At 61.0% G+C, this 19647-nt stretch carries 17 protein-coding genes; 11 read left to right on the top strand and 6 right to left on the bottom strand.

Going from position 1 to position 19647, the window contains the following annotated elements; translation table 11 throughout:
• Nucleotides 1-307 precede the first annotated feature (307 nt).
• Both BV034_RS01645 and BV034_RS01640 read right to left on the bottom strand, forming a co-directional pair.
• A complete protein-coding gene (locus BV034_RS01645) occupies nt 308-1033 on the bottom strand; it encodes an MBL fold hydrolase (protein WP_050023515.1) in 726 nt (241 codons plus the stop codon).
• A gap of 110 nt (nt 1034-1143) precedes the next feature.
• Nucleotides 1144-2361 carry a sialidase family protein gene (locus BV034_RS01640; protein ID WP_050023478.1) on the bottom strand — a complete coding sequence of 406 codons (1218 nt, stop codon included), beginning with the start codon at nt 2359-2361 and terminating at the stop codon, nt 1144-1146.
• 212 nt (nt 2362-2573) lie between these two features.
• Here BV034_RS01640 and BV034_RS01635 point away from each other — a divergent pair, with 212 nt between their 5' ends.
• Nucleotides 2574-3446, top strand: a complete 873-nt coding sequence (locus BV034_RS01635; RefSeq protein ID WP_050023476.1) for an NAD-dependent epimerase/dehydratase family protein — start codon at nt 2574-2576, stop codon at nt 3444-3446.
• A 13-nt stretch (nt 3447-3459) separates the two neighbouring features.
• Here BV034_RS01635 and BV034_RS01630 read toward each other — a convergent pair whose 3' ends face one another.
• Nucleotides 3460-4227: a Nif3-like dinuclear metal center hexameric protein gene (locus tag BV034_RS01630; RefSeq protein WP_050023471.1), complete on the bottom strand. Its 768-nt coding sequence runs from the start codon at nt 4225-4227 to the stop codon at nt 3460-3462.
• Nucleotides 4228-4292: 65 nt separating this feature from the next.
• Here BV034_RS01630 and ychF point away from each other — a divergent pair, with 65 nt between their 5' ends.
• Nucleotides 4293-5408, top strand: a complete 1116-nt coding sequence (gene ychF, locus BV034_RS01625; RefSeq protein WP_050023470.1) for a redox-regulated ATPase YchF — start codon at nt 4293-4295, stop codon at nt 5406-5408.
• Between the two features lie 45 nt (nt 5409-5453).
• Here the strand turns inward: ychF and BV034_RS01620 are convergent, their stop codons facing one another.
• Complete coding sequence (locus BV034_RS01620; protein ID WP_265592513.1) at nt 5454-5750, bottom strand: hypothetical protein; 297 nt, start codon at nt 5748-5750, stop codon at nt 5454-5456.
• Between the two features lie 17 nt (nt 5751-5767).
• Nucleotides 5768-6982 carry an ATP-binding protein gene (locus tag BV034_RS01615; protein WP_050023466.1) on the bottom strand — a complete coding sequence of 405 codons (1215 nt, stop codon included), beginning with the start codon at nt 6980-6982 and terminating at the stop codon, nt 5768-5770.
• 74 nt (nt 6983-7056) lie between these two features.
• On the opposite strand from BV034_RS01615, the gene cutA reads away from it, so the two are divergent.
• Together cutA and BV034_RS01605 are read left to right on the top strand one after the other, a co-directional pair.
• Nucleotides 7057-7455, top strand: a complete 399-nt coding sequence (gene cutA / locus BV034_RS01610) for a divalent-cation tolerance protein CutA (RefSeq protein WP_265592512.1) — start codon at nt 7057-7059, stop codon at nt 7453-7455.
• A 24-nt stretch (nt 7456-7479) separates the two neighbouring features.
• Entirely contained in the window at nt 7480-7977 is a 498-nt protein-coding gene (locus tag BV034_RS01605; RefSeq protein WP_050023462.1) for an anthrone oxygenase family protein, read from the top strand.
• Between the two features lie 21 nt (nt 7978-7998).
• Here BV034_RS01605 and BV034_RS01600 read toward each other — a convergent pair whose 3' ends face one another.
• A complete protein-coding gene (locus BV034_RS01600; protein WP_265592511.1) occupies nt 7999-8922 on the bottom strand; it encodes a LysR family transcriptional regulator in 924 nt (307 codons plus the stop codon).
• Between the two features lie 135 nt (nt 8923-9057).
• Here BV034_RS01600 and BV034_RS01595 point away from each other — a divergent pair, with 135 nt between their 5' ends.
• The 7 genes from BV034_RS01595 (at nt 9058) to BV034_RS01565 (ending at nt 19573) form a co-directional block, all read left to right on the top strand.
• On the top strand, nt 9058-10143 hold the full coding sequence (locus tag BV034_RS01595) for a CmpA/NrtA family ABC transporter substrate-binding protein (RefSeq protein ID WP_050023459.1): 1086 nt from the start codon (nt 9058-9060) through the stop codon (nt 10141-10143).
• A gap of 109 nt (nt 10144-10252) precedes the next feature.
• A complete protein-coding gene (gene cynS, locus BV034_RS01590; RefSeq protein WP_050023457.1) occupies nt 10253-10696 on the top strand; it encodes a cyanase in 444 nt (147 codons plus the stop codon).
• A 300-nt stretch (nt 10697-10996) separates the two neighbouring features.
• Nucleotides 10997-13180: a beta-galactosidase trimerization domain-containing protein gene (locus BV034_RS01585; protein ID WP_050023451.1), complete on the top strand. Its 2184-nt coding sequence runs from the start codon at nt 10997-10999 to the stop codon at nt 13178-13180.
• Nucleotides 13181-13302: 122 nt separating this feature from the next.
• On the top strand, nt 13303-14400 hold the full coding sequence (locus BV034_RS01580) for a L,D-transpeptidase family protein (RefSeq protein ID WP_050023449.1): 1098 nt from the start codon (nt 13303-13305) through the stop codon (nt 14398-14400).
• A 105-nt stretch (nt 14401-14505) separates the two neighbouring features.
• Nucleotides 14506-15810 (top strand): amidase, encoded by a 1305-nt coding sequence (locus BV034_RS01575; protein ID WP_050023447.1) that lies wholly within the window; start codon nt 14506-14508, stop codon nt 15808-15810.
• Between the two features lie 87 nt (nt 15811-15897).
• Nucleotides 15898-17607, top strand: a complete 1710-nt coding sequence (locus BV034_RS01570) for a right-handed parallel beta-helix repeat-containing protein (protein WP_265592510.1) — start codon at nt 15898-15900, stop codon at nt 17605-17607.
• Nucleotides 17608-18031: 424 nt separating this feature from the next.
• Nucleotides 18032-19573, top strand: a complete 1542-nt coding sequence (locus BV034_RS01565) for a glucan biosynthesis protein (RefSeq protein WP_081887517.1) — start codon at nt 18032-18034, stop codon at nt 19571-19573.
• Nucleotides 19574-19647: the final 74 nt, after the last annotated feature.

Genomic DNA, 19647 nt, shown 5'->3' with positions numbered 1-19647 from the left:
TGAGCGTAGCGATACCCCCGGATTGCTCCCCCGTTCACTCACCCCGCGAGGGGTGACAGCAAGGTGCGCCTGCAATGGGACGTCGCTGGCATCCACTCCGGGATGCAATAACTAATCTGATCTTCCGGAGGTATCAGTCGCCACGCTCCTTCAACCGTCCGGCTAATGGCTTTGATGCCTCCGGCATCGGGAAACCCGGGCTGTGTGTACCTTTTATCGGCGGCCTGAAGGGTCGCGAGAGACGAGCGCCAGCCGCTGACGCTCCTTCCAGGCTTCATGAAACTACCCTCACCCTTGCCCTTCCCACTCACTCCCTGTCGAACGTCTCCTTGATCACCCCGGCAAGCCCCGTGAGCAGGCTCGCTCCGTCCCCGCGATAGGAAGAACCATGCATCACCGCCAAGGTGCTCGGCTGCAGGCTGGCCAGTCCCCTCAATACCCCCTCCGTCTTGCGGGTGTAAGGCATGTAGCCGGCCAACGGTCCCTGTTCCAACCGCTCCATGGCGGCCCGGCTCGGACCGATCAGGTCCGATTCGGTGATGGGATCGGTGTTGCCGAAGTGATGAAAGAGATCCGAGCAAAACAAGGTCCGCTGCGTCTCCTCAAACAACACGCCCGCATCCCACCCATGAGGCAGATGGGGAGAGGGATGGAAGCGGAAGCGGTATTTGCCCGTCTCCAGCACATCCTCCGGCGTCATGCCCCGGGCAGGGCGCAGGGAAAAGTCATCCACCGTTACCAGCTTGCCCACCAGCGTGCAGGCAGGCTGGGCCTCGGGCGCGATCTGCAACCAGTCGTTGAGAGCGCCGCATTCATCCGATTCAAAGTGGCTCCACGCGATCCACTTCAGTGTCGCTGGATCGATCAGTGTTCCCAAGGCCTCCTTCAACGCGGGGAACATGCCCCGCAGGCCGGTATGGAAAAGCAGCGGCTCCTCATCGCGCACCAGGAAGTGGTTGAACTGCATGTCGTACTCCGGGGCATAGACCGAAAGCCGGAACACATCGGGAGCAATCTCATCTATCGCAGTCATGGTGGAGACGATGTTGAATGACGGGGGCGCTGGAGCAGCATACTCCAGCACCCCGATGGCGCAAATGACATCGCTACGCCGTATTCCACTATCCATTTACCACCTACCACTCACCGGCCCTGAACCCATTCCAGGTTGAACCGCGCCAGCACGATTTGCCCGAACGCGAAGCCGCCGAACTCCTTCTTCTCTCCTTTGCCATAGAGACACAGAATGGTGCCATCCGGGGTGACCGCCACATCGCTGTAGCCACTGAAGCTGGGCTCGATGGCGCGAATGGCGGTCCAGGTCTTGCCTTCGTCTTCGCTGAGCTTCACGGTCACGTTTTTGCGGTCGCGATTCTTGCCTTCGGTTTCCTTGCCGTCTTCACGGGCCAAGTTGTCGGGATTGGTGAACAGGATGCGGTTTTTGTCCGCTCCGTTCACGCCTGCCAGCGAGTAACGAACAATCGCCCCCATGCAGATGGGCTCCAACAGTGCTTCATCGAACCGCGGGGTGCTCCAGCCCGTCGCTCCATCTTTGCTCACCGTCACGAGACGACGGTGTTTCTTGGACTCACTGCGCACGTTCAGCATCACACTGCCATCGGCCAGCTCCACGGCCACGGTTTCATTGGGGTTGATCCATTCCTCGGTGCATGGCACGGCGATCTCTCCTGCCTTCCAAGTCTTGCCCTGGTCATCGCTGTAGATGGTGGAGGTGACCGAGGGACGATGGGCATTGCCGCCAGTCCCGGTGGAGAGCCAGACCGGCACCACCAGGCGGCCTGTCTTGAGCTGAATGCTGTGGTTCGGCCCCGTGGCCAGCACCTTCCAGTCATAGTCCTTCTTGAAGGCCCCAAAGGTGGTGGTGATCTCCACCGGTGTGCTCCAGGTAACGCCATCGTCTTTGCTCTGCTGGTAGAAGCAGCGCATGTACTCCAGACAGAAGACCATGTGCACCGTGCCATCCTTGTCCGCGATGAGCACGGGGTTGTTGTAGGTCACGTCATTGGGGTCCACACCTTTGACCCGCAGGGCAAACTCGTTCTTGGTCTTGGGCCCCGGCACATTGGCGATGCTTTTGGCTTCGCCGAAAGTCTTGCCTCCATCCGTGGAGCGACGCAGCACAATGTCGATCTGGTCCCAGTCTCCACCCTTTTTGCGCGCCTCACACCAGGCCAGCACCGTGCCTTTGGCGGTGACCAGGATGCCGGGAATATGCACCAGCTTGTAGGTGGGGTTCAGCTTGGTGCTGAAGATCTCGTCCTTTTCCAGGAAGGGTTCAGCAGCAGGACAGGAAACACTGCCAAGGAGGGCAGCGGCTAGGAGGACGGAGGCAAAGCGCATAAGCAAAGCAGGATGGCGTGGGGTTCGATGAAGCAGGGCATGATATCGATGCCGCGGTGAATGAGAGGCAAACGGGCGTGGCTTCCCTCTCCATACTGGTTATATAATCAAACCAGCAGATCCGCTGTGGCACCCACACCGCCAAAATCCTCATGACAGCCCGGACAGGCCTCGCATAGTGAGGTCCCTCATCGTCCCCTCCGCCCTTTTTCATGCCAGATTCCATCCTCATCACCGGAGCCCGCGGTCGTGTTGGCCGGGCTATCCAGATGACCTATGGCAGCACCTGGCCACTGCGGTTGCTTTCACGGACGGCCTCACCTGATGGATCGGTCGAGTCGCTCGACACCCTGCTGACCGGGAATGCCCCGCTGGAGGCCGACCTCCTGATCCATGCCGCCTGGAGTTGTGTCCCGGCCAATGCCGAGGAACACCCCGAACAAATCGGGCAGATCGACCTCCCGCTCCTGGACCGGCTCATCGCCCGTCTCCAGAAAGAGTCCCGTCCCCCGGTGCTCCTGTTCATCTCCACCGGTGCTGTCTATGGCCTCGCACCCAGTAGGGGCAATCGGGAGGATGACACGCCGTACCCGCTCGGGGTGTATGCCAAAGGCAAGCTGGCCGCTGAGGAGCGGCTGCGGGCCTCGGGTCTGCCCGTTTGCATCCTGCGCGTGGGCAATCTGTATGGCCTTCCCTCAAGCCCGGAAGACCGCCAGGGCGTGACGGCCCGACTGGTGCGCTGCGCCCTGGCGAACCAGCCTTTCCAGCGCTGGGGAGATGATCCGATCAAGGACTACCTCCACAGTGATGACTTCTTTGCCGCCCTGACCAGGGTCCGGGAGTTGCGGCTCACCGGCACCTGGAATGTCGGCAGCGGCAACGCCACCCCGCTCTCCCATCTCGTCGAGCTGGTGGAAAAGGAAACCGGACACCCCGTGCCGATTCTGAGCCGTCCCGGTCCCGCCTGGGATGTCTATGACAATCGTCTGGACGTCACCCACTTCACGACCGCCACCGGCTGGCAGCCAGCAGTGACGCTGGCAGAGGGCGTGGCCCGTGAGGTCGCGGCTCTGCGAGAACTCTGATCCCCGCTCTGACTTACAAGCCCGTGGGGTGATCGATGAACTCCCACGGCAGACCGAACTTGGTGCTCAGATGTGCGGCGAGCGCCTTCACGCCAAAGGTCTCTGTGGCGTAGTGCCCACCATAGTACAGGTTCACGCCCAGCTCCTCCGCCAGCGTGTAGCTCCAGTGAGGCCCTTCTCCCGTGATGAAGGTATCGATCCCCTGCTCCTTCATCGTCGCCACCGCATCCCCCGCCCCACCGGTGACGATCCCGATCTGGCGAATCTCCTCTGGCCCACCCGGGCACAGGTGCGCCTTCGCACCGAGGGCCTTTTCCAGCCGGGCACTCAGATCCTCCCGCGAAACTCCCGCAGCCACCTCACCCCGCACCCCGATGGGGAAGCCTTTGTAAGGGAAAAACGAGGTCCACTCCACGCCCGGCAGCTCCAGCGCGCGCGCGAGTTGGATGCCATTCCCGAGCTCCAAATGACCATCCAGAGGCAGGTGGGCACTGTAGATGGCAAGGTCGTTCTCGCCGCAGACACGGAGCTTCTGGTAATGCGGCCCCACCAGAGGCTGCAGGCCGCTCCAGAAGATGCCGTGGTGCACTAGCAGCAGGTCGCAGCCCCGCTGAGCGGCCATCTTGACCACCGGCAGATGGGCATCCACGGCTGCCGCGATCTTGGAAACGTCCCCGGAATAGTTCTCCAGCTGCAACCCGTTCAGCGCGTTGCCGTAGTCGGGAACGGTGGCGGTTTGTAACAGGTCATTCACATAGGCGACGAGATCCGCAAGCTTCATGTGCGGCCACTTATGCACCCTTCCGCGCTTGCGCCAAGTGCCAAGTCCGCTACTCTGCCCGCCCTATGTTGCGCGCCGGTATCGTTGGTCTTCCGAATGTTGGCAAATCCACCCTCTTCAATGCGGTCACCCGCACGCGGAAGGCGGAGGCGGCCAACTACCCCTTCTGCACGATTGAGCCGAACCAGGGCGTGGTGGTGGTGCCGGATGATCGTCTGGAAGTACTCAGCAAAATCAGCGGCTCCCAGAAGCTGATCCCCGCCGCCATTGAGTTCGTAGACATCGCCGGTCTCGTGAAAGGCGCCAGCCAGGGTGAAGGCCTCGGCAACCAGTTCCTCAGCCACATCCGCGAAGTGGACGCGATCGTGCACGTGGTGCGCTGCTTTGAGAGCTCCGACATTCACCACGTAGACGGCAATGTTGATCCCGTCCGTGACATCGAAGTCATCAACACCGAGCTGATCCTGGCCGACATGGACAGCGTGGCCAAGCGCAAGAACCGCTCAGAGAAAGAAGCGAAGCGTGGCAACAAGGAAGCCCAGGCCGAATTTTCCCTCTGCGAGAAGCTCATCCCGCACCTCGATGCTGGCAAACCCGCTGTGACCCTCGAACTCGGCGACGAAGAGGCCAAGCTGCTCAAGAGCTTCTTCCTTCTCAGCGGCAAGCCTTGCATCTACGCGTGCAACGTCTCCGAGAACGAACTGGCTGAGGCAAGCAATGATCCCGACAAGCACCCGCTGGTGAGCAAGGTGCGCGAGTACGTGAGCCACGCTCACGCCGCCTCCGCTGTGGTGGTGAGCGCCGCGATTGAAAGCGAACTCATTGATCTCTCCGACGAAGAGGCCGCCGCCTACCTCACCGACCTGGGTGTGAAAGACAGCGGTGTGTCCCGACTCATCAAGAGCGTGTTCAGCCTGCTAGGTCTGCAGACTTACCTGACCACCGGTGAGAAAGAAACGCGCGCCTGGACCATTGTGAAGGGCATGAAGGCGCCTCAAGCCGCCGGCGTCATCCACAGTGACTTCGAACGCGGCTTCATCGCCGCCGAAATCGTCGCCTTTACCGACCTCTCCGAACTGGGCTCCTACGCCAAGTGCCGTGAAAAGGGCAAGCTGCGCATCGAAGGCAAAGAGTACATCATGAAGGACGGCGACGTCGTCGAGTGGCGCTTCAACGTGTAAGAAGCCGGGCGTCCGCCCGCAACGAGAGCTGACTGCGAAAGCGGATCAGCTCTTCCCCAGCACGGCATCAAACCGGGCGGCGAGATGCAGATATCTTTCGCCCCAGCCGCTGCTCATGCTGAGCTCCTGCAACTGCCCTGTGGGAGCGAACAGCATCTCCAGATCACACCACTGGGAGAGAGTCCCTGTATGCAGATCTGCCAGGAAAGCGTCCAGTTCGGCCAGCGCCTCGGCGGCATTTTCCCAACGCGTCCAAACAAAGTCATTGCCGGGCAGTGCTACCAGCGTGCGCGTCTCGCGCAGAATCGCGAGCAGTTCCGCAGCGGGGTCGGGTGGTTTCATGGAGTCAGCCTCCTCTCTCAACCTTGATCTTGGTGCCCCTTCTTCCCTTCCCGGGCAGGGTCCTCCCCAACATCCACTTCCACCACCGGGGGTGCCGGTGCCTCCAGGAAGCGCATCTGCTTCTCCACCCGAGGCAGGTAGATGTTGACCTTGGTCCCCTCCCCTTCCCGGCTCTCCAGCTCGATCTCGCCGCCGTGCTCGCGGACAATGCGGCGCACAATGAGCAGGCCGAGGCCAGTGCCCGTCTTCCGCGTGGTGAAGAAGGGTTGGAAGAGATTGCTCAAGTTCTCACCCGAGATCCCCTTGCCTGTGTCGGCAAAAGTCAGACGCACTTCGTAGTCGGTGAAGGTGCTGATAATGGTGAGACGCCCCCCCTCCCCCATCGCCTGGGTGCTGTTGCGGATCAGATTGTAAAACGCCTGCTTCATCTGGTTCGCATCCAGCGGCATGAGCGGCAGGCTGCGCGTGAGGTCCAGCCGGACGTCCACCTTGTGCTGCTTGAGCTCGGGTGCGAGGAATTTCACCGCCTCTTCAATCAGCTCATTCAACTGCACGCGTTGCAGTTGCGGATGGGTGGGACGGATGGCGGCGAGAAACTGGCCGATGATGAAGTCGAGCCGTTTGATCTCTCCCTGCGCCACCTCCACCATCTCGCGCAGGCGGGCCGCCTCGGCCGCCTTCAGCTTGCGCAGCCGGCGGTCCAGCAGTTGCAGATGGATCGTGAGCGAGTTGAGCGGATTGCCCAGCTCATGCGCCACGCCGGCGGCCAGCATGGTGAGGGCGGAGATGCGCTCGCTCTCGATCTTTTCCTCCGTGAGCTTGCGCGTCTGGGTGATGTCACGGATCAGCATCACGAATCCGAGATCCTCATGCTCATCAATCGCGGTGACGTAAAAATTGAGATAGCGGTTCTCGGGATAAAACACCTCCAGGTCCCGGCTCACGGAGCCGCCGGACTTCGCCAGCAGTTCCCAGTCAAAACCGCGGATGCCTTCCGCCAGACTGCGGCCCACAATGACTTCGCGATCAAACCCAAAGAAGCCGCACGCCGCGCGGTTCACGTAAGTCACCACCCCTTCGCCATCCAGCAGGATCACCCCCTCCTGCAGCGCCTCGAAGACTTTTTCAAAGAACCCCTTCTCCTGCACCAGACGCAAAAGGTAGCGCTGCACATCCGCCGGTTCCAGGCGGTCCATGCGTTTGACAATCTTGTCGAAAAAGCTCGATTTCATCCTTCCAGGGCGGGCAACGGGTGGCCGTGGGGAGCGGCGGAGATCCTCCCGAATCCTGTCAGCGAACCGGCCTCATGTCTCCCGTTTTTTTACCTTTCAACTTGGCGGGATGCCCGGTTTCACACGACGATGCCGCCATGCCCGAGGAATCGCCCGCTGTCCTGCTCGTCTTTTGCACGTTTCCTGATGAAACGGTGGCGCACAACATCGCCACCACCCTAGTGGAGGAGGAGCTCGTAGCTTGCGTGAATCTCAATCCTGCCGTGACCTCCATCTACCGGTGGGAAGGCAAGGTGGAAACTGCAGGAGAAGTCCTGGCGCAGATGAAGACCACTCCAGCCGCCTACGATGCGCTGGAAGCACGCCTCCAGGCTCTGCACCCCTACGATGTGCCTGAGATCCTGGCAATGCCAGTGGAGCGAGGTCTTCCTGCGTATCTCCGCTGGGTGGAGGAGTCCGTCAGCGGTCAATAGAACGAATTCTCTCTGCTCCCCTCTATGAACCTCGTTTTGCTTTTCATCCTCTCTGGGGTCGCCGCCGTGGGCTGCGGCCTCATGGCGGGACTGTTCTTCGCCTTTTCCCATTTCATCATGCAGGCCCTGGGCAGCCGTCCCGCGGCGGAGGGCATGGCAGCCATGCAGGCGATCAACGTCAAGATCCTCACCCCGTGGTTCCTGCTGCTCTTCCTGGGCACCAGCGCGCTGTGTGCGACCATCCTCATCCTCGCGATCATGACCTCCTCGGGCAGCGGCGGTCCTTGGCTGGTGCGTGGCAGCGTCTGCTACCTGGTGGGCAGCCTGATCATCACCATGGCGTACAACGTGCCGCTCAACAACCGCCTCGCCGCGGCCGATCCTTACAGCCGGGACGGTCAGGAGTTCTGGCAGTACTACTTGCGCGTGTGGACCATGTGGAACCACCTGCGCAGCCTCTCCACCGCGGCGGGGCTCGTGGCGTTCATCGTGGGCTTGTGCAAGATGGGGTTTCCAAGCTGAACTCCAAACTTCAGAAGCGTTCTATCCCGTACGCGACCAGCCGATGCGATTGGCCGCCACCAAGCGACTGATGCCTACGAACAGAGTTTCCCCGAAGTTCAACGGGTGATGCGTCCGATGGCACATCACCCATTCCCGCACGGGAGGCCGCCTGCCGAGCGGCAGCGTTGTGAGCAGCCCCTTGCCCAGCTCATCAGCCGCCAGCCAGGCGGGAAAGATGCCGACCCCGATGTCGAGCCGTACGAGTTCCTTGATGACCTCTTCGTTGCCGATTTCAATGAATGGCTGGATGCTGATCTTCTCCCTGCGCCAGTAGTCATCGATCAGACGCTTGGTAAAGGACCGGCTCTCAGCGAGAACGAAACGCTGAGTGCCGATCTCGCTGCGATTCACCCGTCCCGCCTGAGCCCAGGGATGAAGCGGATGCATGATGAATGACAGCGCGTCTGAGGCGATGGAAAGACAGGTCAGGCCACGGTGATCCGGCGTACGCGGACAGAGGCCAAGATCAATGCGCCCCTCCGTCAGCTCCTGGGCGATCATCGCGGCAGAACCCTGTGTGATCTGGATGGAGACGTCTGGACAACTTTCCTTGAACTCACGGATCACAGCGGGCACGAGATACTGGCAGGCCGTGGGGCTGGCACCGATTCGCAATCGGGATGCTTTGCGGTCCAGATTCCGCCGCGCTGAGCCATGAAGCTGCTGCAGCCCTTCCAGAAGCTGGGCAGCCTCGGGCAGATACCTGGTGCCCTCTTGGGTCAGCATGAGACGCCGCGTCGTGCGTTCAAACAAGGGGCAGCCAATCGACTCTTCAAACGCCTTCAGAGCGTGGGAAACCGCCGATGGCGTAAGATGCAGCTCCCGGGCCGCACGCCGCATGTTACCCATGCGGGCCACGGTGACAAACACTCGCAAATGACGGGACTCAACCAGATCATCCATGACTCCATCTGCCAGCATGCCCAGTGCCGGGCAGGTGCAGATTGTGCAATCTGATTCATCAATCAGTTCAAATCGTTTCAGCGCTTCGCACAATCGGCAGCTTGGCCCGCTTCCTGTTGGCGGTGATACTGCCCTATGCCCGCCACCAAGAAAAAGCCTGCCAAAGCCGCCCGGGCGCGGTCGTTCCGGCGCATCACCATCGGCTACGTGCCCCTCACGGACTGCGCCCCGCTGATCGCAGCCCATGAGCTGGGACTCTTTGTGCGACGCGGGTTGGACGTACGCCTCTCGCGGGAGGCAGGCTGGGCATCGGTGCGGGAAAAGATGCTCCATGGCGAACTGGATGCGGCCCATGCTCCGGCGAGCATGGTCATCGAGATCTCCCACGGCCTGGATGTCACCCCTGTGTCTTGCTTGACCGGCATGATGCTCGCGCACCACGGCAATGCCATCGCGATTTCAAACGAACTGGTCGAGCTGGGTGTCACAGATGCCTCGTCTCTCGGCGAGGTGGTGCGAAAGCATCGCGGTCGCCGTCGCTTCAAGTTTGCCGGGGTACTGAGATACTCTTCCCAACACTATCTCATGCGCAAGTGGCTGCGCTCCGGTGGCATGGATCCCGACCATGATGTGGATCTGGCCATTGTCCCGCCCCCGCTGGTGGCCGAATGCATGGAGCAGGGCCATCTGGACGGCTATTGCGTGGCCGAACCATGGACCTCCGTGGGATTGCTTCGCGGCGTAGGTCAATGCGTGGCCCTGAGTTCAGAACTGGACCCCATGCACCCGGAGAAGGTCTTCATGGTGCGCAGCGAGTTTGAGCTCGACCGGCATGAGGAGCACATGGGCCTGCTCTCTGCCCTGATTGAGGCGGCACGGTGGTGCGATAAACCCTCGAACCGTCCCTCCCTGGCCGCATTGATGGCCTCGCGTAGCTACCTGGGGGTGCCGGTGGAGGCCATGCGCAATGCTCTCATAGGCCCCTATCAACTGGGTGGACGCCGCAGCACGGATGCCCGGGATGCCATCATCTTCAGCCGCCATGATGCCAGCCGTCCCACAGAGGCGAAGGCCCGCTGGGTCATCGACGAGATTCGCACCCACGGCCTGGGTCGGGATCTGCCTCAGATGACCCGCGATCGGGTCCGAGCCCTCTTCCGGGAAGATCTCTATGAGGAGGCGCTGGCCGCCGTCTCTGCGGCCGTGCCGGCCCTTTCCTGAACAATGCTCCCAACAACACTCCGGGACGCATTGCACCCTGCAATGTTGACTCCTATATCCATTGTCCCTCATTCAAATCCAACTCATACAAACCAAACTCCAAACCGTCATGAACAAGACTGCCCTGACCGAAGCCATCCTCGCCGCCAAATCCGCCAGACAAACCACCTGGGCCGCCATTGCCCAGGCCGCAGGACTCTCCGAGGTGTACACCACCTCCGCCTGCCTGGGTGAAAATGCCCTGCCTGAAGAAGCCGCCCGACAGGTGGCCGCCTTTCTGGATCTGGGCCCGGAAATCGCTCTTGCCCTGACGGAGTATGCCAACAAAGGCGAGGCTGCCTCCACGATCTCCAAGGAACCCCTCCAGTATCGCTTTCAGGAAATCATCTATGTTTATGGCTCCACCTTGAAGGCGCTGATTGAAGAGAAATTCGGCCCCGGCATCATGAGCGCCATCGACTTCACGATGGACATCGACCGGGTGCCCGACCTGAAAGGCGATCGGGTAAAGATCGTGATGAACGGCAAGTTCCTCGGCTACAAAACCTGGTAGTCTCGCATCTGCGGGCTGCCTCCTCCTCAGCATCGCCAGGATCCGCGCTCGTATCTTCCCCAAGGAGCGGCGGTTTGTGCTTGCACAACCGCCGATTGGAATCGGAGCGACTGACCGTCAGATTCCTATCGTCGCATGCGGCCCCATCGCTGCCTGCTTGTTTGAGATCCGTCTTCCTCCGGCCACCACCGGCGGTTGTGCAAGCACAAACCGCCGCTCCTTGGATACAACTCCATCGGAGTTGGTTACCCCACCCATTTGTCTGCAAGTCCCCACCCGCGGAACCTGTACATATGCCGCATGCGCTGGTCACTCCTCTTCCTCGCCTCTGGCGGTCTGTTGACCTGTCTGCCCGCAGCGGAAGATCCATACGAGAATTACATCCGCACCTCCGAGGACTTCCGCGCGGTGAAACAGGATGCCGCGTGGGCACGAAAGGCCTGGCCGGGTTGGATCTACATGCCATGGACCTACCAGTGGGGCATTGGCTATGATGATGCCTCCGGGAAATGGTCGCGGGACCACGGCTACAACGGGGCTTTCATCGATCACGACCACATCGGCACCGCCCAGTCCAAGACCGGCAGGCTGGATTGGATCAACCAGCATGGCCTGCGATTCTATGTGGATCACGTGGCAGGCAAAGGGGTGCTGCATCTGTGGGATGGTGACAAGGTGAAGCCCCATCTCAATGAAGTCCACGGCACCGGTTTGCGTCCCGCACCGCTCAACGCCGACACCTTTGCGAAACTGCAGACTGTCATGCGGAGAAACATCGCGGCTTCTTCAACCTCCCCCATGCGGGCCGCCTACGCACTGGATGATGAGCCTTCCTGGGGACACTTCGTGCACCCCACGATGTGGCAGGTGACCGATGATGCGTCAGCTTATCCCCGTTGGTTGGCCACCGTTTACGGCACGGACCACGTGCCGAAACGGGATCGATGGATCAGCTATGAGGACCTGCGCCCAAAGCTTGCCGAGTGGAACGTGGCGGAATTCGATGCCAGTCCGCTCATGGACCAGTGGACCTTCAATGACGCCCAGTGGTGCAATTTCATTGGCCGGCTGGTGGAACATGCCAACACGCTGGATCCCGCAACGCCCTGCGGTCTGGTCGGGGGCCAAGCACCCAGTGCCTTTGGCGGCTATGACTATGCCCGGCTGATGCGCAAGGTGCAGTTCATCGAGAGCTACAATCTGGGATCCTCACAGGCCATAATCCGGTCGTTCAATCCCCAAGGGGCGCTCCCCGCTGTGACCACGCACTTTCACAAGAGTGTGAACGACACCATCTGGCAGACATGGTACTACCTGGCCCACGGCAACCGCGGGCACATCGGTTGGGTGGAGGGTTGGTTCGATGGGGCAACTTCGAGGGAATGGCATGCGCAGGTGGCTCCAGCCCTGCGTGAAGCAGGCGACAAGGTCGGCCCCTTGATGGCCGGCGCCCAATGGCGGCATGACAGGGTCGCCATCTACTACAGCCACGCAAGCATTCAGCTCGGCTGGATTCTTGATGCCGAAGCGCACCGCAAAACATGGGTCAACCGCAATGCCGATGAGCGGCTCGCAAGCGCCGCCCATGTTCGTCGCGCTTGGGAAAACATGCTGCGTGACAGCGGCCTGCAGTACAACTTCCTCAGCTATGTGGACGTGATTCAGAAAGGCGTGCCCGATGAATATCGCGTGCTCATCCTGCCTGCATGCCTGTGTTTGTCCGACGCTGAAATCCGTGCCATTCAGGCGTTCTGCCGGAGTGGCGGCACCGTGATCGCCGACTATCTGCCAGGCGTGTGGGACCAGCACGGCCGAGGCCGCGCTGAAGGGGGCGGCCTGGACGATTTGTTTGGCGTGAAACACGATCCGAAGATGCGCCAGGCAGACATCTTTGGGGGCACCCTCTGGGTGGAGGTGGATCAGGATGCCAACTACTCCTGGAAGACTTATCGAGAATTCCTGACCAACAAGAACACTTGCATCCTGGACGACAGCGGGTTTCACAAGGCCGTGCGCACCCAGCCGACCAATCAAGTCAAAGCGCAAGGCAAAGGTCGTGCGGTGCTGATGAACCTCTCTCCACAGTGGTACAATGCCTACCGTGAAGCGGGTTTTGAGGCGGCGATGAAGCGTGAGGTCTTCATGCGTCATGTGGCAGATGCCGGGATCACTCCCTGGGTGCGCCTCGCCAACGCAGGCGAGAGGGAGCACGGCTATGAGATCACCTACTGGAAACTGCCGTCGGGGCGGACCTTGCTTTATCTATGCCTGAATCCTGAAATCCGGGGAACTTCACTGGGAGGGGGTAATTCCGTAGGACTCAAATCTTCGACACTCCCTGTGAACCTCCGCTTCAATAAACCCGTGCAACACGTACGGAACGAGCGCTCCGGGCAGGAGTTGGGGAACGGAAAGGAGTTCATACTGGAATGGAAGCAGCATGAGGCAGTGGTCCTATCTTTCGCCGAAGACAGCTCCTCTTGAGAAACTGGCTGGGACAACAAACGTCCTTCTTATGCCCCACGCCCGTACCAGAAGGAATGCCCGTTGCCCTTCCCTGGTTGCTTTGCCGGGTTCATGAGGCATCTTTCTTCCGACTGCCCCCGATGAAAAAGCTTCTCCTTGCCTTGCTCGTCTTGGCCAACGCCCCCGGCATGCTCCGGGCTCAGACCCCACCTCCCCCTGTGGCGATCCCCGTGGTGGAGCTGCCCAAGGCCCCGGAACCGATCGAGCCCATTCTGCGCCTCCAGATCTTTCTGGACACCCATTTGTTTGGGCCCGGCAAAGTGGATGGCCGTCCCGGTGAGTTCACCACCAAGGCCCTCAGGCGCTATCAGCAGTCGCACGGTCTGCCGGAGACAGAGGTGGAAAACCACACGCTGGACGTTTCCAGCGTCACCCAGCTGTACACCACCTACACGATCCGGGAAGAAGACACCCGTTTTGTCGGTGAGCTGCCCAGTTCACCCGCCGCCCAGAGCCGGAAGAAGTATCTGCCCTACGACTCGCTGCTGGAGTTTCTCACTGAGCGCTTCCATTGCTCGCCGGATCTGCTCGAGTTCATCAACCAGCCGCTCAAGATGAGCAAGCTCAAGCCGGGGGACGTGGTGAAGGTCCCGAACGTGGAACCGTTCCTCATCGAGCAGCTGGAACCGGTCCCCAGCCTGCCAGAAGTGCCGGAATTTCTGAACCGGGTGATTCGCATCGACACACGCGAAAAACTGCTGGGTGTGTATGAAGGAGACAAGCTGCTCGCCAGCCTGCCCATCACCCCGGGCAGTGGCTATCTCGCCACCCCACCCGGCACCTGGAAGATCGTCGGCATCACCCAGCTGCCCACCTTCCGCTGGGACAAGGGCGTGCTGGAATACGGGGTGCGCACCAGCAACTACTACGAACTGCCCATTGGTCCCAACAACCCGGTGGGAGTGATGTGGATTGGATTGAATCGCGCCGGCATCGGTGTGCACGGTACGAACCAGCCACAAACCATCGGGCGCAGCGCGAGCCACGGCTGCATGCGCACCGCGAACTGGGATGTGGTGCGACTGGTGAAGCTGATCACCAAGGGCATGACGGTCATCATCGAAGGGCCGGCCCCCATCCCGCGGCCTGCCTACGTGGAGAAGCCATCCCTTCCTCCCGTGCCACCCCCGCCTGCCGAGCCTCCCAAGCGCCGGTTCAAGTGGTTCTGGCAGAAGTAGGAGCACGCAAGCCCTTGGGGGCATGTTCCTTATCGACTTTCCCCATGGCTTAAGTTCTACCCATAGAAGCTTGCCGGGATTTGTTCCAGGCCTTATGAATTCTTCATGAGCGCCTGCCTTGTGCCTCTCTGCTGCGTCACCCGCTCTTCTGGAGCGGTTCTGGGTTTGCTTCAGGTGTTGGGCGGTAGCAGCTGCTCTCCGCTGACGTACAAACAGGCCGCCACGCCTCCGCCGCACGCCTTCATCAGCTATCGTCCGCCTCCAGCGGGCAACACCAAGCTGAAACTGGGCGTGAAGGACCTCATCGACATGAAGGGCGAGGTCACCTCGGCGGGGTCCGAGCATTACTACAAGCACGGCAAACCGGCGGCCCAGGACGCGGAATGCCTGCGCCTGATTCGCAAGCGCAACGACGTGGTGATCGTGGGCAAGACCAACCTCAGCGAGTTCGCCGTGGGTGTGTCCGGCTCCAATGACTACTTTGGCACCCCGGTCAATCCGGTGGACAAAACCCGCGTTCCCGGCGGCTCCTCCAGCGGCTCGGCATCGGCGGTGGGCCTGGGTCTGGCCGATGTGGCATTGGGCACGGATACAGCAGGCTCCATCCGGGTGCCGGCTGCCTGTTGTGGAGTGGCGGGGTTGAAGACGACCTTCGGGGCCATCTCGACCAAGGGCGTGTACCCCATTTCTCCCAACTACCTCGACACCGTGGGTCCGATCGCGCGGGACGTGAACGGCCTGGTCACGGGCATGGGATTGCTGGAGGAGGGGTTTGCGTCGAAATACGCGAAGGCCAAAGCTGCCAAACCAACCGCCGCTGTCGTCCGCATCGGGCGGCTGCGGGTCCCCGACACCGACCCGGCCATTGATCGCGCTATCGACGCGCGGCTGGCCGCCCGCGGTTTCCAGGTGGTACCGATGGACAAAGACTTCCTTAAGCAGTGGCTGAAGGCACAGGAAAACGGAGGCCTCGTGGCCGCCGCAGCTTCATGGTATAACAACCAGAAGATCGAGAACGATGAGGGCATCGAGAACCGGGCCAGGAAGGCCTTCTTTGTGGGCGACATCATCTTCTCCCGCCGCTTCAAAGACGAGACCAAACGCAAGGCCGCCATCGCCGAGCGTGACCAGTTCGTAGCCCTCCTGAACCAGAAATTCGCCGAGGTGGATGCCATCGTGCTGCCAGTGATCAGCAAGCCGCCGCTCAAGTTGAACTGGTTCTTCACCGGGATCTTCGAGGCCAAGTTCATGAGCATTCAGTGCACCATGGCCCCGAGCTACGCCGGCGTACCCGCCCTGGCCGTGCCGGTGCCCATGCAAGGCTCCAGCTTCCCGGTGACCAGCATGCAGATCGTAGGCCCCGCCAACAGTGAGGCGGCGCTGCTGAACATCGGGCGCCTCGTGGAGTAGGCCGGGAATTGGTGCAAGTCGGACATTGTTCGGGCTGGATTTCCCGGCATAGGCTCCCTGCTCCTTATGCTGCGCCCTGTTTTAAGCTTGAGCCTGAGTTGGTGCCTGTTGTTCGTTGCCACCGTCACCTTGCGGAGCGCCGAGCCAACCGCGGACTTTCGCGCCGAAGTGAAGGCCGCCCTTCAGCGAGGCGAGAAACGCATCGTCATTCCGCCCGGCACCTATCGGCTCGGCCCGCAGGGTGGAGGCGAGTTGTGGCTAATCCAGGGTGCCCGGGACGTGGAAATCGTCGCGGACGGAGTGATCCTGCTGGGGACCAAGCTGATGCGAGCCATCGGTCTGCACCGCTGCAGCGGCTTGACCTTGCAAGGTCTCACCGTGGACTATGATCCCCTGCCCTTCACTCAAGGCGAAGTCATCGCCGCTGCGGCAGACAACGGCTCGATCGACGTGAAGCTTCACGCTGGTTATCCCCGCAAGCCGTACTCGCGCATCGACGTGGTGGACCCGAGGACCCACTACCGCAAAAAGGGCATGCCCTTCCTCTGGGGCACCAAAGCAGAGATGGTGGCAGTGGATGTAGTGCGAGTCCGCCTCCCCGGCATTGCCAGGGCAGCGCAGGTAGGTGATCTGGTTTCACTCAGCACCGGTCAGGAAACGGGAGCCCCTCATGCCATCTCGGTGGACGGGTGTGAGCGGATCACGTTCCGCGACGTGACCGTGCACAGCGCTCCGGGCATGGGCATTCTCGAAGCCGATGGCGAAGGCGGCTCCTCCTTCGTTCAATGCAAGATCGTCCCGGGGCCCAAGCCGGTGGGAGCCACGGAGATCCGGCTCCTCAGCACCTCTTGGGATGCCTTTCAAAGCAAGACCATCCGCAAAGGCCCCGTGGTCGAAGATTGCGAAATCTCCCACGCTGGTGATGACTCCTGGAGCGTGCAGTCTTCGGACTATCTGGTGTTGAAAAACGAAGGCGGCACGGTGGTCCTCGCCAGCCGGGATGAGTTCACCGATGGCGTGCAAAACGGTGACCGCCTGCGCCAGGCCGTGAAAGGCCCCGAGTTCCGCATCACTTCCCGCAAGGTGGTGAGCAGAGCCGAAGCGGGTCTCTCTGAGGACGTGCTGCAAAAGCTGCGTGAAGCGGCGACCTGGTCACTCTGGAAGGTCAGCCCCAGATGCATCGTGGTGACGCTGAACGCGCCGACCAGCCTCGCTCCCGGTGACTGCGTGTATTCACCCGATCGCATGGGCAACGGCTTCATCTTCCGCAACAACCACCTGCACAGTCCCGGACGTGTGCTGCTGAAAGCAGGCGGGCTGATGGAAGGAAACACGCTCGACACACCGCATGGCCTCGTCGTTTGTCCCGAGCTCCCCGCTGGTGCCGCCGCTGGCATTGAAGGGTTGATCATCCGCAACAACACCATCCGCAATGGGGGCTGGTTCTGCGCCGCCCCCTGGTCCAGTCAGGCGGGCATCATCTCGATCACCGCCACGAACGGCAGCTCCGAACTGCGTGCCGACCCGGTGTTCAAAAACCTCGTCATTGAAGGCAACACCGTTGAATGCGGTGCCGGGCCGCACTTTGTTATTTCATCATCCGAGGGTCTCGTGCTACGCAACAACCGGTCTCTGAACCCCCAGCAGGAGCCTCCTCCAGCCACCGGATCGAGCTACGGCATCCCCAACAAGGCCGTGATGTGGCTGATCCACTCCAAAGATGCCGTCAAGGAGGGAAACATCGCGGAGATAACGGGAGGCACCGCCCCCAGCCCTGGGGCTGGCGTGACGAAGTGAATGGGCGACAACTCCCTCAAGGGAGGATGCCCGCCCTGGTTCCGAACCCTCCGGGTTCGATGAATGCATCCTGGACGCGGCCCCACGCAAAGTTCCATGCGCGCAGCGCAGATGAGAAAACCCGCCACACGATTCAAGGCAAACAAAGAAGGGGTGTCTGCTGTGTGAACCTGATCGCATTGTTCCACAGGAGGCTAAATGCGAGCTTATGAAGATTCTTAGACCCGGAAGGTCGTGTCTCTACGATCCATTCTTGAGTTTTTCCAAACTAAAGCCATTCACTGACCGGATCTAAATCGCAACTCCGTTGAGAAAAAAGAAACAGAAGTCCGGTGAATAGGTCAAAGGCCAGCCTCGTCTCACGAGCAGCCAATGCGCCGCCGTCTCAAATCCGTCCCCAAAACTGGGGACTATGGAAATTACCATGCACTTTCTGTCTCACCCCTCCGCGGGATTCGCGGTTTTCGCCTTGCTCTTTGGGCTTGTTCCAGGCCTTTCCGGGCGGGATCCGGAGCCGCCAGACATCCGCAACCTGCTTGACCTTGAGGCCTATGCATCAGAACTGGCGCAGAAACCGCATGTGATCCCGACCCCAGATCTGGACCCGTTCTTCTCGAAGCTCAACTACGACGACCATCGGCGCATCCAGTTCCGCAAGGATCGCTCCCACTATGCGAATGCAGGCCCAGTGGCCGTGGAGTTTTTCCATCCTGGCTGGATGTTCAAGAAGCCGGTGCACTTCTATGAGATCCAATCTGGCCAACCGACCAAGGTGCCGTTCGATCCCAAGGAGTTTGACTACTTTGGTCTCAAAGTACCGGATGGCGTTTCCTACCCTGACGGCTACACCGGCTTCAAGATCGCGGCAGTGGACCGCGCGACGGGCAATCGTCCCGAGTTTCTCGCTTTCAACGGGGCCAGCTACTTCCGCGCCGTGGGCGCCGGGTTGGGATGGGGACTGTCGGCCCGCGGGATTGCCATCAATACCGTAGGCGGCGCCCCCGAGGAATTCCCGGACTTCACCCACATCTGGTTCTTCAAGCCCAAGGAGGGAGACACCACGTTTCGTTTTCTGGCCCTGCTCAACGGTCCCAGCATCACTGGGGCCTATGAATTTGAAGTGCAGTATGCAGCCACCACGACCACTGCGGTGACGGCGTCGCTCTTTCTCCGCAAGCCCGTGGCACTGCTCGGCGTGGCCCCGTTCTCGAGCATGTTCTGGTTCGGGGAAAACACCCAACCGAAGCCGGAAGACTTCCGGCGCGAGGTGCATGATTCCGATGGGCTCCTCTTTGAGCAGGAAGGGCAGCCCGTGGTGTGGCGTCCCTTGGACAACGGCAAACAGATGCGTCACAGCGTGTTCGGCATCGACCAGCTCAAGGGCTTTGGCCTACAGAAGCGGGACCGTGACTTCCGGAACTTCCAGGATCTGGAGGCCCGCTATCATGAGCGCACCGCCGTGTGGGTGGAGCCCCGTGAGGGATTTGGCCGCGGCCGTCTGCACCTCATTGAGCTGAGCACCGGTGAGGAGACCTGGGACAACATCGTGACATTCTGGGAGCCGGAAAATCTGCCCACCGCCACCCAGCCCATGCGTATTTCCTACAACCTGCACTGGCAGGACACTCACACCCATCCCCTGGCCCGGGTCATCGCCACCCGCTGGGGGGCTGCGCCCCGTGCGCTGGATCTTCCGAATGTCTGCACGTTCGTGGTGGACTTTGCCAAGGGGGCCCTCGGCGCGACCAAGGCCGGCGAGTGGGTCCCCCAGTGCGGAGTCAATGTACGTGGCGGAGCGGCTAAGCTGGTGGGCTGCAAGGTGCAGTCAAACCCTGAAACCAACGGCTGGCGCGTAAGCCTGAACGTGGAGATCCCGCCAGGCACCGATCTGGTGGAACTGACATGTGACCTGCTGGATGAAGCCCGCCCCGTGTCCGAGCGATGGGATTATCAGTGGCGACGGTAGACTGCGTCCATCGATCTCTCGCGTCAGACTGCGCTCCACCGCACTTTCACAAGTGCAGCTACGAGCTACCCGCG

It is taken from the genome of Verrucomicrobium sp. BvORR034 (assembly GCF_000739635.1).
Lineage (GTDB): Bacteria > Verrucomicrobiota > Verrucomicrobiia > Verrucomicrobiales > Verrucomicrobiaceae > Verrucomicrobium.
This window is presented reverse-complemented; position numbering and strand designations above follow the sequence as displayed.